Here is a 13,983-nt window from a genome sequence, read left to right on the forward strand (position 1 = left end):
TGCTCCATAAGTTTTGAACAACAAACCTCAGTTGCTACCAACAACTGAGGTTTTCTTTTTCTTGGCATTTGAAATTCTCTTATTCGGAAAATCTCGCACTTCATAGCAGTGGTCAATTACATCTCCACTTTCATCAACAACTGCATAAACCTCTCTCTTTTTTGAGATAACTTGGTTTACCAGTGTTAGGTGACAACCAATCTTGTCGGCAACTGCTTGCCTCCCTTGGCTGTCTATCAATGAGATTAACGGTACTGTTTTCATTTCACTAACTTTACTATTAAAAACCATAAAATAATAACATCACTATTAATAGCTTGCAATAACATTGTTATTTGTAGTTTAATAACAGCGTTATTATTATGTAAGTATCAAAGGCTTAAAAAGAATGTGCACCATGACAAAACGTCAAATATCACAAGAACGACAAGCGGATGCTGAGCGTCTTAAAAAGGTGTGGATGGAATTTAAAGACAAAGAGAAAGCAAATAACCGTAAGGTATCTCAAGAAGATGTTGCAGATGGTTGTGGTTGGTCTACCCAAGGAGCTTTTAGTGCATATTTAAATGGTAGAACCCCTTTGAACCTAGATGCCCTCATTAAGCTATCTTCTTATTTCAACGTTTCTCCAAGCGAGATAAGTCCCGATTTAGCAGAAGAATTACAATCCGTAGTCGATAGAGCTGGTAGAGTCCATCATATTGAACGCACGAACACAGAAAGAAGTGGCCGCCTCGTATCGGTTAAAGCCTTTGAAAAGATGGACGAGAATGGTTATTACCGTAAACTGGAGTCTGAAGAGGCTAACCATGAAAATCATGGCTATGTTCCATCTTTAGATGCAAGTAAGGATGCCTACGCTATTCAAGGCACAGGTAACTCAATGTATCCAGTAATTAGAAATGGTTGGTTCTTTGTATGTGATCCACAGGCAACACCTCATGTTACTGAATTTGTTGAAGTAGCATTAAAAAATGGTGATCGAGTGATAAAAGAATATATAGGCGTTATTGGCTCAGTTTTACACTTACTATCAATCAATAGTAGCGAAAGAAGTACTTTTGATATGGATGAGGTTGAGTCAGTTGTTCCTGTTATTGAGATAATTCCACCTAGTCGCCATACCAAAAATAAATAATTTTTTATTATAAATAATTTAAATCCTGCTATATGCAGGATTTTTTTATATTTAATTAACATTACTATTAAAAATAAAACTTCCTTTTGTATTTTTTAATAACATTACTATTGAATAGTATTAATAACATTGTTATTATTATCTCATCCAAACAACAAAAAGCCCGCGCAGACGTCGAAATCAAACACGGGCTTTCCATCGGAACGAGGTAATTATGCAACAGAACAATCTAGCAAATCAACAGCGATTAGTTAAAAAGCTAATCCGCAGTCAAAACAAGAAGTTATTTAAAAAGCGTCTGATTGAGGATGCTAAAACTCTAACCGCCTTCTCTATTTTGGTTTCTATCGCTGTGTTTTTAGGAGTGAATTTCTAATGAATGTTCAAGACTCTCAAGCACAATACATTCTTAACCGATTCAAAAACGATACGTGGCAAGAAAAACAAGCCGTTGTCGAAACACTCTACATACTTGGTCACTTAACCAATGCTGAGCATACCAAGCTCACCCAAGAATCGATGCACATTAAAGACCAGGTGTGTCAACAAGAAGAAGCTGAACTATTTGGTGAGGTGTACGCATGAACACATATCTAGTCTATACAAGCTCAAATGGATTTCACCCATTTAAAGCTACAAAAGAAAATGGGGTTTTCCTCGATGAAGATGGGAAAGTTATTGAAGGTATAAATGCACTTTCTCGTGTTACTCCTGATCAGGCTGAGTTTGAGCTTACATACAGAAAATACGAGCTTCATGTAGATTTTCATAAGCATGACAACTTGGTTTATGGAAATCCTAAAACACAGGCTATTTATAGTTTGTGGCGTAATGCGAAAGGATTACCTGTTTCAGATCCGAATTATATTCGTGTTTCCCAAGAGTTGGCTGAGAGATCTACCCAACAACCTGAAATCTACTCAACAAGAAAATACAAAGGGGATTAATCATGGAACACTTTGTATTTACTAAGGCTGAGCGCAAAAAAGCGAAATTAAAGCTTAACTTAAATGGTCCATCAGGTAGTGGTAAAACCTACTCTGCACTTACCTTGGCAAGTGGTTTAGGTCAGAAAATTGCAGTTATTGATACCGAAAATGAATCGGCTTCTTTATACGCCAATGAGTTTGTTTTTGATACGTTGCCACTACGCCCACCATACACACCTGAGCGATATGTCGGTGCAATCCAAGCTGCACACAACATGGGTTATGACGTTCTCATTATTGACTCTGTAACACATGAATGGACTGGTACAGGTGGTTGTTTAGAGATTAATGACGAAATAGCTAGAACACGTTTTCGTGGAAACTCTTGGGGTGCATGGTCTGAAACTACACCACGCCACCGCAAGTTTATTGATGCATTACTTCAAACAGATATGCACATCATCACGACTACGCGTGCCAAAACTGAGACGGTTCCAGGTGAAGGTAAAAAGATTCTTAAACTAGGTATGAAAGCTGAACAACGCGATGGTTTTGAGTATGAACTAACAATCGCACTGGATGTTGTTCATGATGGTCACTCTGCTCTGCCTACAAAAGATCGTACCAAATTGTTCAGCAAAAATGGTGAAGTTATTACGGCTGAAACAGGTGAACGTATTCTTGCCTGGCTTAATGATGGTCGTAGCCAAGAAGAAGCGATGCAAGCTGCGTTCGATGAAGCAATTCAGCGCATAGAAAAAACATCAGATGTGGCTGAACTTGGAATTATCTACTCACAGTTCAAAAACACAGATTACGAAGCGGAAATTGTGAGTGCTTGTGGCAACAAGAAGAAATCATTAATTCAAGATCACGGCAACGCTTAGATGAAATTTGAATACTGCTTCCACTGTAAGCAACTCATGCAAGCAGATACGAAAGGTCGATGTGTCGCTTGCTATACATATATTGTTTTTGGAATAAAAAGATGAAACATACAAAAGAAACTTGGGAAAAATTTGTTAAAACCTTAGCAAAGGCTCAAACAGAACATAACGCCATCACTGCAAATCCTATTTTTTGCGTTCAAGAAAAATTAGTGATGTGGGGTAAAGATAAAGATCACTCTTATGATGTTGATTGTTTCTATACACCTAATGGTGGAAGTCGTGAGAATGGTGATGATCTATATGCTTGTCTAGATGCAGCGGAAAAGCATGAGCTAAACGGTATTGCCCTTGAGAAATTTGGAGATATGTTTTCCGATCTTGATGATAGTGATCAAGAAGAAGCTTTGGAAGAGTGGGATTCAAGCTATTTAAAAATATATGGCTCTGTGTACTGGTCAGATGTTTGTACTCATTTAACAAAAGAAGCAGCAGAACGCTACATTAAAGAAAATGCTCATAATCACAAAGAGCTACGTGTTTATGTTAATTCTCTAAATCGCTGTCCTGAATTTATTGCTTTGGTTCAAGGAATTTTAGGCGGTCAAATTGGTTTTATTGGAGAAGAAGAATGCGTGGCGTAAATAAAGTAATTCTTGTCGGGACGTTAGGCAAAGACCCTGAAACCAAAACATTTCCAAATGGTGGCTCTATCACTCAGTTCTCTATCGCAACTAGTGAATCTTGGACGGATAAAAACACTGGTGAGCGTAAAGAGAATACTGAATGGCATAGAGTTGTTCTAAACAATCGCCTTGGTGAAATTGCACAGCAGTATTTGCGTAAAGGTTCAAAGATCTACATTGAAGGTTCTCTTCGTACTCGCCAGTGGACTGATCAAAACGGTCAGACTCAATATACGACTGAAGTTCGGGGTGATCAAATGCAGATGCTGGATAGTCAGCGTCAAGATGGTCAGCAGAATAATAACTACGGCAACCCTAGTCAGGGCTACGGATACGGACGTTAGGAGCTTTGGGAATGATTGATTTAGAGGAAGAAAAGCAACTAATGATAAATGCCATGCGTGAATCAGGTGTAATAGAAATAAATACCAATTGTCGTCAATTTCACGAGCATCTTAAAACATGGTGCAAACGCGCAGAACTAGCCCAAGCCGAAATCACAGAGCTAAAACAAAAGCTTGAAAAACTTGAAGATGGTGAGTTTGTTTTGGTGCCGAAAGTTCCTACATTTGCAATGACTGAAAGTGGGCTAATGACATTAAAAAAGAATGAATCAGGATACTACATTGGATCAGTGCAACACATTTATAAAGCTATGATTGAAGCAGTGGAGAAAGACCATGGCTAAACGCTTAAACAAACTAGATCGGATGACATCTGAAGAAAAAGTGGCTGAAAGTTTACGCTTTTGGGAAGCTGGCAATGATGCACTCTTCCCTCCTGAAACAATCGCTATTGTATTAGGTATGTCTTTAGCTTGGTTACAAGCAAAACGATGCAACGGTGGAGGAATTAGTTTTATCAAACCGAATGGAAATAAGATTATTTATTATCAGAAGTCTGATGTAATTAGCTTCATTAAAAGAAATAAGCTGGCCAATACAGCTTAATCAAAAAAGGGGGTTTAACCCCCTTTAATTTTGCCCAAAATTTACAGAATCAAGTAGACTCTGAGTAGACCGATCCGAGTAGACCGTGAGTAGACTTAGGGCATGTTGTAATATAGGGTAATCTATTGCGATATATTGCAATGTATAATTGAATATTAATAAAAACAGTGGCTTATGCGATAAAAATAAGAGGAATTGTATGTTTTTTCTTGCTTTTCTGAGGAGGCTTATAGAATTATGAGTCCGCTGCTCTAACCAACTGAGCTATAGGCCCTAATTTTATAGCTAAACTAGTTATAAAACTAATGTAGCAGATAATAGATAAGTTATCTCAAGAAAACAAGAGGATACATCATAAAATATTACAATTAATATCTAAATGCACATATTTTACTCAAAAATACTTATAGAAATAAATGCACCGTATGAGTTGCTGTTTGAGCAAACCAATAAATTAAAAAAATAATTACGAGTACGGAACTAGATGTTACAAATAGCTCTATTTTAGACATAGTATTCACCATTCTTATTTTTATTGCTTATGTAGAAATTTTAAATCATTTTTACAAAAGATACAAATAAATAAATTTATTTACCAATTATAATATAATAAGAACAGATAAAGAGACTTAAATCTCGCTTTCCTAATGAAATCGCCAATAAATTGATGCAATTGTTCTAAAAAGACTCAACACTAGCTTATACTTTTAAGCTGAGCTACATTAATTATCAGTTTCCCATCTTTCTCTGTTTGCTGACCAACAACTTGTAACTTCACACCGCTATATAAGCTTCCATATGGAGCTAGGCTAGGGTCAATATAAGCATATATAATTTTAAAGTGATCTTTTAACACATAAACATTATCATCTAATACATAATCAATCTTTGCGTTTAGTTTTATAATACTACCCACAGGAAGCCTACTGGCTTTTAAAACACTGATAGGTTTTTTATGTAATGCTAATGCTTTTACCTCATCTCGACTATACTGATCTTTTTCTACAATTGAAGATGCTGCTAAAACAGTAGAACTACTAAAAGAAATTAAAATAATAGGTAATATTAAATTTTTAAACATTTTTATCTCCTTTTTTACCATTATTGCTAAAATAAATAGCGAATACTTTATTGTTTTTGTTATCCAAGGTTTACTTATACGCATAAAAAATGGCGACAAAATTGGTCGCCATTTTTTATTTCTTTAATACTTAAGCATCAAGTTGCTCAAGAATCTCATCTGGAATTTCTACATTTGTATACACATTCTGAACATCATCTAGATCTTCAAACATATCAATCATTTTCATGATTTGTTTTGCTTGATCTACATCAGTAATTTCAGCTTTTGTTGATGGACTCATCACAACTTCAGCATTATCAGATTTCAACCCTGCTGTTGTAAGCGCATCTTGAACTTCACCAAATGTTTCAGGTGTAGTAATCACAAGAATACCATCTTCTGTTACTTCAATATCTTCAGCGCCAGCTTCTAACGCAATTTCCATAATTTTTTCTTCCAAAGAGACATCTTCAAAAGAAATTTCGCCACGCTTTGTAAATAGGTAAGCAACTGAACCAGATGTACCTAAATTACCATTTGTTTTAGTAAAACAGTGGCGTACATCAGGTACTGTACGGTTTAGGTTATCAGTCATTGTTTCTACTAGAACAGCAACACCACCTACCCCATAACCTTCATAGGTTACTTCTTTTAAATCTTCGTTATCTTCGCCACCAGCACCACGTTGAATTGCACGGTTAATGGTGTCACGTGTCATATTTACAGAAAGTGCTTTCTCTACAACAGCACGTAATCGTGGATTTGCTTGTTGATCAGGCCCGCCTAATTTCGCTGCTGTCACAAGTTCACGAATATACTTAGTAAAAACTTTACCGCGGCTTGCATCTTGTTTTGCTTTACGATGCTTAATATTGGCCCACTTAGAATGACCCGCCATGCAAAATGCTCCTAAAAGATTGGTCTTTTACGCAATATAAAAAGTTTGGCAATTCTAACATAAGCACGAATATTAGAAAAATGGTCACTTTCACTTTAAGTATAAATTGTAAAAATAATCACCACACAATGTTTAAATACTATACTGAATCAAGCATTTTAGACTCTTCAGCAAGCATATAAACCAAATCTAATTCAGGGCAAGGAAACCCATTATAGTCAATGCTGCTGTGATTTGTCCCCGATGATGTGTACTATGCTGAAACACATTCAGCAGTACACCTACATAAGATAAGCTCATGGGCTTACCTGCAGAGGTGATATAGTCAAGTTACTTTGGAAACCTTTTGTCTTGAAAATGTGCCAAGAAGCCAACCCAATTATGTGATTTTTGGTTCAACAGATTTAGAATTTCTTTTTTATCCGTTTCAATAATACTATTCAACTTTAAATCATCGGGTATTGGCAGTCTTGCAAATCGGCTATACCAAAGATAATGCTCACCCACGAGTATATGGTTTAACGTGCCACAGATGCTATTAAAAAATAATCCACATGGTCGTGAAAAATCACTTTCTGAAACATTCAGCAATGCTTCGGTCAATTTTTGAGTTGCCCAAATATTATAACGTGCTAATACCTCAAATTGCTTCATATCCATGTGGAAATATTTCAACCTCAATTCTATTTATAATGGTGTAACTAATGGTTCTTTATTAAAAAAATGAATCAAGTTTTCGCAAACCAGTTCCGCCATCGCCAAACGCGTTTCATGTGTCCCACTTGCATAATGCGGTGTAAGTACAACATTCTCCATTTCAAATAATGGGCTTTCTGTGCATGGTTCTGTTTCAAACACATCTAAACCCGCACCAGCTATTTGTCTATTTTTCAAACTCTCAACCAATGCCTTTTCATCAACAACTGAACCGCGAGCAATATTAATAAGATATGCACTAGGTTTCATTTTGTCTAAAATATTCGCATTAATAATATGCTGTGTTTCACCCGTACTTGGTAGTGCTAAAATGAGAAAATCTGCTTGCTTTGCCAATTCCTCTAATGTTGCGATATATTGATAATCCACATGATTTTTTTGAGTACGATTGTGGTAAATAATTTCCATCCCTGCTGCTTCAGCACGCTTCGCGATAGCCTCACCAATATTCCCCATACCCAAAATGCCACATACTTTTTTTGAGAGACTCGTTGTTAAAGGGAATGATGATGTCCACTGCCCTTTTTTCACGTAAGTATTTGCTTGGATAAGTTGTCTTGCGACAGCATATGTCAACATCATTGCAGTATCTGCAACACAATCATTTAATACATTTGGCGTATTGGTTACTTGAATACCACGCTGTTTAGCATAGTCGACATCTATACTGTCATACCCCACACCAAAACTTGCAATAATCTGAAGCTTAGGTAAAGCATCTATCATTTCTTTAGACATCCCAACATTATTACTTGTTGCAACAGCAATAATTTCCGCTCCGTTATCTTTTAAAAATTCTTCTTTATTTTCGATATGCGCCAGTTGATAAATCGTTGAAAAATGTTTTTTAAGTAACCCTAAAAATATCTCTGATTGTTCACCTAATACTAAAACGGTTGCTTCTAGTGGGTTAGCCATTCCTTTCTCCCTTATGCTTTCACTTTATTTTATATACACTCTAATCTAGCGCAATCTGCTATACATGACCTTAATATTTTTTAAGCAACAAATAAAAAGACGCTGTACAACATGCTTAGATTTATTCAAAATGAGGATGCTTTAAAAATCTAAATTCTCCTACTTTCTCAAATGTAAGGCGTGCGTGTGTCCAACTTAGATCAGATCATACAAAATATCTCATCCCATACTCCAATGATGCAACAATATATCAACGTAAAGATGGAACATCCACATAGCCTCTTGTTCTATCGTATGGGAGATTTTTACGAACTTTTTTTCGATGATGCAAAGAAAGCAGCTAAACTTTTGGGAATTACTTTAACCCACCGAGGAAAAAGTAACGGCGACCCTATCCCTATGGCAGGTGTACCATTTCATGCTGCCGAAGGCTACCTTGCACGCCTTGTAAAACAAGGTGAAGCTGTTGTTATTTGTGAACAAGTTGGTGAAGTTACAGGCAAAGGACCTGTAGAAAGAAAAGTTGTTCGAATTATTACACCAGGTACGCTTACAGATGATGCGTTACTCAATAGTACACAAAACTCGAACCTTGTCTCGTTAAGCATACAGCAGAATCAAATTGGTATTGCACTTCTCGATTTAAGTGCAGGTATTTTTAAAGTTCAACAACAAGACTTTAAACCTGAAATGCTGACCATAGAGTTAGCACGTTTAATGCCAAGTGAAATCTTAATTAACGAAGATTTAGTCGACCAAAATATCATTGAAATGATAAAAAAACAGTTAGAGTGCCCTATTACCAAGCGCCCAAATGTCGACTTTAATCAAAAGAATGCAGATAAAACATTATGTGACCAATTTAATGTATCTACGTTGGCAGGTTTTGGCATTGATCATTTGCCTCTTGCCAAGTCTGCCGCTGCTGCACTGATTCACTATGCAAAAGAAACACAAAAAACAGCGTTACCACATATTCGAAATATTACACTTGAACAAAGCCAAGACTTTATTGCATTAGATCCTGTTACACGGCGCAATTTAGAAATTATCGACCCTCTCTTTGAACATGGCACATCACTTTTCAATTTAATTAATGACTGCCAAACTGCAATGGGCAGCCGACTACTCGGCCGCACACTCATGCAACCCGTTCGAGATTGTGCCATTTTAGAGGCACGCCTAGAAGCCACAAATCAGATTTTAGAAGGCTATTATGAGTCTCCTATTCGTCTCGTACTTAAGGAAATAGGCGATATTGAACGTGTTCTTAGTCGCGTTGCTTTAGGGTCCGCTCGCCCTAGAGACTTAGTGCAACTTAGACAAGCTTGTGCTCAAATTCCTTACCTACATGAATCAATTGCACCATTACTTCAACAAAACGACTCACCTAAGCTCCTTGAACAACTCAATGATGATTTAGGTGATGTACATGCACTACATCAACATTTAAGTGCAGCAATTGTAGAAAACCCACCTGTTTTACTGCGTGATGGTAATGTAATCGCCGAAGGTTTCGATGCAGAGCTTGATGAATTAAGGCAAATTCGTGACCATGCTGGACAATTTCTCATAGACTTAGAAATTAAAGAAAGACAAGCAACAGGAATAAATACACTTAAAATCGGTTACAACCGCGTAAGTGGTTATTACATTGAACTCACACGAGCACAAGCCGAACAAGCTCCGAGTCACTATATACGTCGCCAAACATTAAAGAATGTTGAACGCTATATCACTCCTGAACTAAAAGGTTTTGAAGACAAAGTTTTATCGAGTGAATCTCGTGCACTTGCGCGAGAAAAAATGCTATTTGAGCAAATTTTAGAACAATTACGCGCAAATATTGCAGAACTACAACTCATGAGCAGTGCAATTGCACAAACAGATGTACTCACTAACTTTGCACACCAAGCGCGTATACGTCATTGGGCACGTCCCGACTTTAGTCCTGAAGTTGGTGTTCATATTATTGCAGGTAGACATCCTGTTGTTGAGGAATTAAGCAAAACACCATTTACACCAAATAGTGCTCAGCTCAATGCTCAGCATCGTCTTGCAATTATTACAGGGCCCAATATGGGTGGTAAGTCGACATTTATGCGACAAACTGCACTGATTAGCTTACTGGCATATTGCGGTAGTTTCGTACCTGCTGAAAGCGCAACACTTGGACCTATCGACCGAATTTTCACACGTATTGGTTCTGCCGATGACCTGTCTACAGGCAAATCGACCTTTATGGTAGAAATGACAGAAACATCTCAAATTTTGCACCATGCCACACAACAATCTCTTGTTCTAATGGATGAAGTTGGACGTGGAACAAGTACTTATGATGGTTTATCCCTCGCATGGGCTTGCGTGCTTGATTTATCTAAACGAATTAAATGTTTATGCTTATTTGCAACACATTATTTTGAGCTCACAGAACTTGGGCATGAAAGCATGATTGATAACTACCATGTTACTGCCAAAGAACTCAATGGGAATCTGATTCTTCTACATAAAGTACAAGCAGGCCCTGCAAGCCAGAGTCATGGTCTACAAGTTGCAAAGTTAGCAGGGATTCCATCAAGTGTGATTAAAGAAGCACAAAAGCGGTTAAAGATTTTGGAAAAGCAACAAATTGCTTCACCGAATATGGTGGTACAGAGTGATTTATTTTCACAAGAAAAAGATGTCGCAGAAGCACCTATTATAGAAACTGTTGAAAAAATTGTAGAAGTGATTCAACCCTCAAAGGTAGAAGATAGATTATCGGATATAGACATCGATGATCTCACCCCACGTCAAGCATTAGAGCAGCTTTATAAACTCAAATCCTTGCTGAAATCTTAAGCTTTTTCTAATAAATGAAAAACCGAGTATAAAAATACTCGGTTTTTTAATAAGTATATAAATTATTCAGATTTTAGGTGTACACAAAAAGCTATACATTACATATAAAGTTATAACGACTGAATATATTATGAAAAGTTTTTTAACCACGACAGCAACTATTCTAACAATTGGTCTGACCGCCTTTGGCTGTCAAAAATCAGATAATGTACAACAAAACCAAACAAGTGCGACAAACAATGAAATCACGACATTAAATATTGGTTATCAAAAAGCTGCTCTCAAACTGATTGTTGCAAAACAGAACCATTTTTTTGAAAAAGAATTTCCAAATGTAAAAATTAGTTGGAATGAGTTTCCTGCGGGTCCACCAACTTTAGAAGCGCTCTCAGCAGGTGCAATTGACTTTGGTTATACAGGAGATGCACCCATTGTATTTGCGCTTTCTGCAGGTAAAAGTCTGAATTACTTAGGCTATGAAGATGCGGCAAAACGTGGACATGCACTACTCGTTCCAAATGGTAGCAATATACATACTATTTCAGACCTAAAAGGAAAACGTATTGGTTTAACCAAAGGATCAAGTGCACATAACTTCCTTGCAGAAGTCTTGAAAAAGGCCAATCTTACATGGGCAGATATTCAGCCGGTTTGGCTCGCACCATCTGACGCGCGTGCGGCACTAGACAAAAAGGCGATTGATGCTTGGGCAGTATGGGAACCCTATGTCAGTGCAACTGAACTGTCAGGTACAGCAAAAGCTGTTTTTGATTCGACAACACTACCGAAAACATATGGTTACTATCTTGCTCAACCAAGTTTCATTCAGCAACATCCAAAAGATGCCCAAAAAGTACTCGACGTACTCAATGAAACCGATCAGTGGATTAATAACCATCCAAAAGAAACTACAGAAATTCTTGCAAACAGTACAGGCTTAAACCTCAATATTGCAGAAAAAGTATTAACAACAAAACCAACCCCGAATCCTGTTGAGCCTCTTACACCAACAGTCATACAATCTCAACAGGATTTAGGCAATCTCTTCTTTAGCCTAAAACTTATCCCAAATAATATCCATGCCTCTGAATTTGTTTGGCATCCTCAAAAATAAAGAAAATGCCATATATTCAATGTAATATATGGCGCTTTTTTCTATTTCACTTGTAAAATTTCTACAAGCCTATTTTGTATATGACTAATTGCATTTGCATAACCCTGATCATACATTTCTGACCTTTGCCTCCAAAACTCCCAATGTTCAATATATTCAGTTTCCAACTCTTTAATTAATTTTTGTACTTTTTGGACTTTATGTTTATTTACATCTTTTGCGATGTTTGGTTTATGCCCACCACGTTTTGCATTCTTCATTTGTTTTTGATAGTTAAGTTCTGCTTTAATATTCATTCTACCTTCCGTATGTCTACACAGTTGAAAGTTCAATAAAACTAAACCTCACACTCAGCATTACGTATATTTTTGAAAAAAATATGACAAATAAAAGAACAATTCATGACAAGACTTATCCATTTGAGCTGAAATAAAGCCTATCATCACTCTATATCAATATTTTCATCTTATAAACTTTACTCGAAATACCATTACAGATAAAATGCACGAAAATTGATATTAATTCTCATTATCAGTAAAAATCATATAGAAATGGGTATTTCATAGATTTAAATAATTAATATCAATAAAAGGAATTGTTACTTGACCCATTTTTTGCCTACAATATAGCAATTAAAGATGAACACCAAATTTTTTAGGTAGCTGTCGCTATGGCCTTTGTTGTCACTGAAAACTGTATTAAATGTAAATATCAAGATTGCGTTGAAGTATGTCCTGTCGACTGCTTCTACGAAGGTCCTAACTTCCTTGTCATTCACCCTGATGAGTGTATTGACTGTGCATTATGTGAACCTGAATGCCCTGCAAATGCAATCTTTTCAGAAGATGAACTGCCTGCGGGACAAGAAGTCTTTATCGAACTGAATGCTGAACTTGCTGAAAAATGGCCAAACATCACAGAAATTGGTGAACAGCCAGAAGACCGTGAGGAATGGAATGGTAAAACAGATAAGCTCCAATATTTAGAAAAATAAGAAAAAAGATCAGCAATTGCTGATCTTTTTTTATTGTTAAAATTGCTTACTTAATTTAAATACCTTATTTGAAACTGTAACCGTACAATAGTTTTATAAATAAAATTGTTTAAATTATGACTTATGTATAATCCTCAAAAAATTAAAAGAACTCTTTTAGCACTTACTTTAACAATGTCAGGTGCATCTACTTTTGCAAAGCAGCCTGCACCACTTATTGTCACACCTATTCCTAGCTATTATCTTACTAAAAAAATTCCATCTTCTTATTTCTTATGGGTTTCGCAAAAAAATCACCTACAAAAAGTCAAAGCTTATGAGGACTTCCTCACAAAACATGATGTGAATAATGTTATTCCAACCTTCGAGCTATTAAGAACAGCACGAGATTGGAAACAATGCGGAAGAGAAGAATACCTAGTTCCCCCTAAAGAGCTTTGGGAAAATCAAGTGCCAACACTCAAAGTGTTTAGATATCTGACAGCAACAAAAACATTAACTAATTTTGAGGTAACATCTGCTTATCGAGACTTTCAAATGAATCGTTGTGCAGGTGGTGCTGTTTCTTCGCGTCATATTCTTAATGCCGCAATGGATTTTCGTATTGGACCTGAACACCCGACAGCAAAAGATTATACAAATATTGAAAAAACTAAATTTAAATTATGCCAATTTTGGAAGCAATACGGACCTGACCTAAAAATGGGTCTTGGGACATACTCATCAGGACAAATTCATATTGATACACAAGGTTATCGAACATGGGGACCTGACCATACTCAGACATCTTCTATCTGTCTTTAATCTTATTTTATATGTTAAAATAGCCATTCAACTACAACAAGGAA

At 36.5% G+C, this 13,983-nt stretch carries 17 protein-coding genes and 2 pseudogenes; 13 read left to right on the forward strand and 6 right to left on the reverse strand.

Annotation, left to right across the window (positions count from 1 at the left end; all coding sequences use genetic code 11):
* Positions 1-27: 27 nt before the first annotated feature.
* Positions 28-264 (reverse strand): hypothetical protein, encoded by a 237-nt coding sequence (locus tag P256_RS03595; RefSeq protein WP_155756733.1) that lies wholly within the window; start codon positions 262-264, stop codon positions 28-30.
* Between the two features lie 133 nt (positions 265-397).
* Here P256_RS03595 and P256_RS12950 point away from each other — a divergent pair, with 133 nt between their 5' ends.
* The 9 genes and pseudogenes from P256_RS12950 (at position 398) to P256_RS03635 (ending at position 4,590) form a co-directional block, all read left to right on the forward strand.
* Positions 398-1,138 (forward strand): LexA family transcriptional regulator, encoded by a 741-nt coding sequence (locus P256_RS12950; protein WP_051353544.1) that lies wholly within the window; start codon positions 398-400, stop codon positions 1,136-1,138.
* Between the two features lie 214 nt (positions 1,139-1,352).
* Entirely contained in the window at positions 1,353-1,514 is a 162-nt protein-coding gene (locus tag P256_RS13220; protein WP_023272323.1) for a hypothetical protein, read from the forward strand.
* Positions 1,514-1,723, forward strand: a complete 210-nt coding sequence (locus P256_RS03605) for a hypothetical protein (RefSeq protein ID WP_023272324.1) — start codon at positions 1,514-1,516, stop codon at positions 1,721-1,723. The genes P256_RS13220 and P256_RS03605 overlap by 1 nt, the downstream gene beginning before the upstream one ends.
* Positions 1,720-2,085 (forward strand): hypothetical protein, encoded by a 366-nt coding sequence (locus P256_RS03610; protein ID WP_023272325.1) that lies wholly within the window; start codon positions 1,720-1,722, stop codon positions 2,083-2,085. The genes P256_RS03605 and P256_RS03610 overlap by 4 nt, the downstream gene beginning before the upstream one ends.
* A 2-nt stretch (positions 2,086-2,087) precedes the next feature.
* Positions 2,088-2,954, forward strand: coding sequence for an ATP-binding protein (locus tag P256_RS03615; RefSeq protein ID WP_023272326.1), 867 nt, complete (start codon positions 2,088-2,090; stop codon positions 2,952-2,954).
* Positions 2,955-3,055: 101 nt separating this feature from the next.
* Positions 3,056-3,598, forward strand: coding sequence for a hypothetical protein (locus P256_RS03620; RefSeq protein ID WP_023272327.1), 543 nt, complete (start codon positions 3,056-3,058; stop codon positions 3,596-3,598).
* Positions 3,586-3,972 (forward strand): annotated as a pseudogene (gene ssb / locus P256_RS03625) (single-stranded DNA-binding protein); the annotation flags it as partial. The gene P256_RS03620 and the pseudogene ssb, both read left to right, overlap by 13 nt.
* Before the next feature lie 23 nt (positions 3,973-3,995).
* Positions 3,996-4,328, forward strand: coding sequence for a hypothetical protein (locus tag P256_RS03630; protein ID WP_023272329.1), 333 nt, complete (start codon positions 3,996-3,998; stop codon positions 4,326-4,328).
* Positions 4,321-4,590: a hypothetical protein gene (locus P256_RS03635; protein ID WP_023272330.1), complete on the forward strand. Its 270-nt coding sequence runs from the start codon at positions 4,321-4,323 to the stop codon at positions 4,588-4,590. The genes P256_RS03630 and P256_RS03635 overlap by 8 nt, the downstream gene beginning before the upstream one ends.
* A 694-nt stretch (positions 4,591-5,284) precedes the next feature.
* On the opposite strand, the gene P256_RS03640 is transcribed toward P256_RS03635, so the two are convergent.
* From P256_RS03640 to P256_RS03655, 4 genes and pseudogenes are all read right to left on the reverse strand, one after another.
* Positions 5,285-5,671 carry a hypothetical protein gene (locus tag P256_RS03640; protein ID WP_023272331.1) on the reverse strand — a complete coding sequence of 129 codons (387 nt, stop codon included), beginning with the start codon at positions 5,669-5,671 and terminating at the stop codon, positions 5,285-5,287.
* Between the two features lie 130 nt (positions 5,672-5,801).
* On the reverse strand, positions 5,802-6,551 hold the full coding sequence (locus P256_RS03645) for a YebC/PmpR family DNA-binding transcriptional regulator (RefSeq protein ID WP_023272332.1): 750 nt from the start codon (positions 6,549-6,551) through the stop codon (positions 5,802-5,804).
* Positions 6,552-6,690: 139 nt separating this feature from the next.
* Positions 6,691-7,211: pseudogene (locus P256_RS03650) on the reverse strand (DinB family protein).
* 27 nt (positions 7,212-7,238) lie between these two features.
* Positions 7,239-8,186 carry a 2-hydroxyacid dehydrogenase gene (locus P256_RS03655; RefSeq protein WP_023272334.1) on the reverse strand — a complete coding sequence of 316 codons (948 nt, stop codon included), beginning with the start codon at positions 8,184-8,186 and terminating at the stop codon, positions 7,239-7,241.
* 234 nt (positions 8,187-8,420) lie between these two features.
* Between P256_RS03655 and mutS the strand changes: the two genes are divergently transcribed.
* Both mutS and P256_RS03665 read left to right on the forward strand, forming a co-directional pair.
* A complete protein-coding gene (mutS, locus tag P256_RS03660; protein ID WP_023272335.1) occupies positions 8,421-11,027 on the forward strand; it encodes a DNA mismatch repair protein MutS in 2,607 nt (868 codons plus the stop codon).
* Between the two features lie 130 nt (positions 11,028-11,157).
* Positions 11,158-12,141 carry an aliphatic sulfonate ABC transporter substrate-binding protein gene (locus P256_RS03665; protein ID WP_023272336.1) on the forward strand — a complete coding sequence of 328 codons (984 nt, stop codon included), beginning with the start codon at positions 11,158-11,160 and terminating at the stop codon, positions 12,139-12,141.
* Positions 12,142-12,182: 41 nt separating this feature from the next.
* Here the strand turns inward: P256_RS03665 and P256_RS03670 are convergent, their stop codons facing one another.
* Positions 12,183-12,431, reverse strand: coding sequence for a hypothetical protein (locus P256_RS03670; RefSeq protein WP_407637980.1), 249 nt, complete (start codon positions 12,429-12,431; stop codon positions 12,183-12,185).
* Positions 12,432-12,811: 380 nt separating this feature from the next.
* Here P256_RS03670 and fdxA point away from each other — a divergent pair, with 380 nt between their 5' ends.
* Positions 12,812-13,135 (forward strand): ferredoxin FdxA, encoded by a 324-nt coding sequence (gene fdxA / locus P256_RS03675; RefSeq protein ID WP_023272338.1) that lies wholly within the window; start codon positions 12,812-12,814, stop codon positions 13,133-13,135.
* A 123-nt stretch (positions 13,136-13,258) separates the two neighbouring features.
* Complete coding sequence (locus P256_RS03680; RefSeq protein ID WP_023272339.1) at positions 13,259-13,939, forward strand: D-Ala-D-Ala carboxypeptidase family metallohydrolase; 681 nt, start codon at positions 13,259-13,261, stop codon at positions 13,937-13,939.
* Positions 13,940-13,983: the final 44 nt, after the last annotated feature.

This window comes from Acinetobacter nectaris CIP 110549 (assembly GCF_000488215.1).
GTDB classification, from domain to species: domain Bacteria; phylum Pseudomonadota; class Gammaproteobacteria; order Pseudomonadales; family Moraxellaceae; genus Acinetobacter; species Acinetobacter nectaris.

Coding starts and splice junctions, on each gene's coding strand:
- P256_RS03595 (WP_155756733.1), bottom strand. CDS start 264: ATGAAAACAGTACCGTTAATCTCATTGATAGACAGCCAAGGGAGGCAA.
- P256_RS12950 (WP_051353544.1), top strand. CDS start 398: ATGACAAAACGTCAAATATCACAAGAACGACAAGCGGATGCTGAGCGT.
- P256_RS13220 (WP_023272323.1), top strand. CDS start 1,353: ATGCAACAGAACAATCTAGCAAATCAACAGCGATTAGTTAAAAAGCTA.
- P256_RS03605 (WP_023272324.1), top strand. CDS start 1,514: ATGAATGTTCAAGACTCTCAAGCACAATACATTCTTAACCGATTCAAA.
- P256_RS03610 (WP_023272325.1), top strand. CDS start 1,720: ATGAACACATATCTAGTCTATACAAGCTCAAATGGATTTCACCCATTT.
- P256_RS03615 (WP_023272326.1), top strand. CDS start 2,088: ATGGAACACTTTGTATTTACTAAGGCTGAGCGCAAAAAAGCGAAATTA.
- P256_RS03620 (WP_023272327.1), top strand. CDS start 3,056: ATGAAACATACAAAAGAAACTTGGGAAAAATTTGTTAAAACCTTAGCA.
- P256_RS03630 (WP_023272329.1), top strand. CDS start 3,996: ATGATTGATTTAGAGGAAGAAAAGCAACTAATGATAAATGCCATGCGT.
- P256_RS03635 (WP_023272330.1), top strand. CDS start 4,321: ATGGCTAAACGCTTAAACAAACTAGATCGGATGACATCTGAAGAAAAA.
- P256_RS03640 (WP_023272331.1), bottom strand. CDS start 5,671: ATGTTTAAAAATTTAATATTACCTATTATTTTAATTTCTTTTAGTAGT.
- P256_RS03645 (WP_023272332.1), bottom strand. CDS start 6,551: ATGGCGGGTCATTCTAAGTGGGCCAATATTAAGCATCGTAAAGCAAAA.
- P256_RS03655 (WP_023272334.1), bottom strand. CDS start 8,186: ATGGCTAACCCACTAGAAGCAACCGTTTTAGTATTAGGTGAACAATCA.
- mutS (WP_023272335.1), top strand. CDS start 8,421: ATGATGCAACAATATATCAACGTAAAGATGGAACATCCACATAGCCTC.
- P256_RS03665 (WP_023272336.1), top strand. CDS start 11,158: ATGAAAAGTTTTTTAACCACGACAGCAACTATTCTAACAATTGGTCTG.
- fdxA (WP_023272338.1), top strand. CDS start 12,812: ATGGCCTTTGTTGTCACTGAAAACTGTATTAAATGTAAATATCAAGAT.
- P256_RS03680 (WP_023272339.1), top strand. CDS start 13,259: ATGTATAATCCTCAAAAAATTAAAAGAACTCTTTTAGCACTTACTTTA.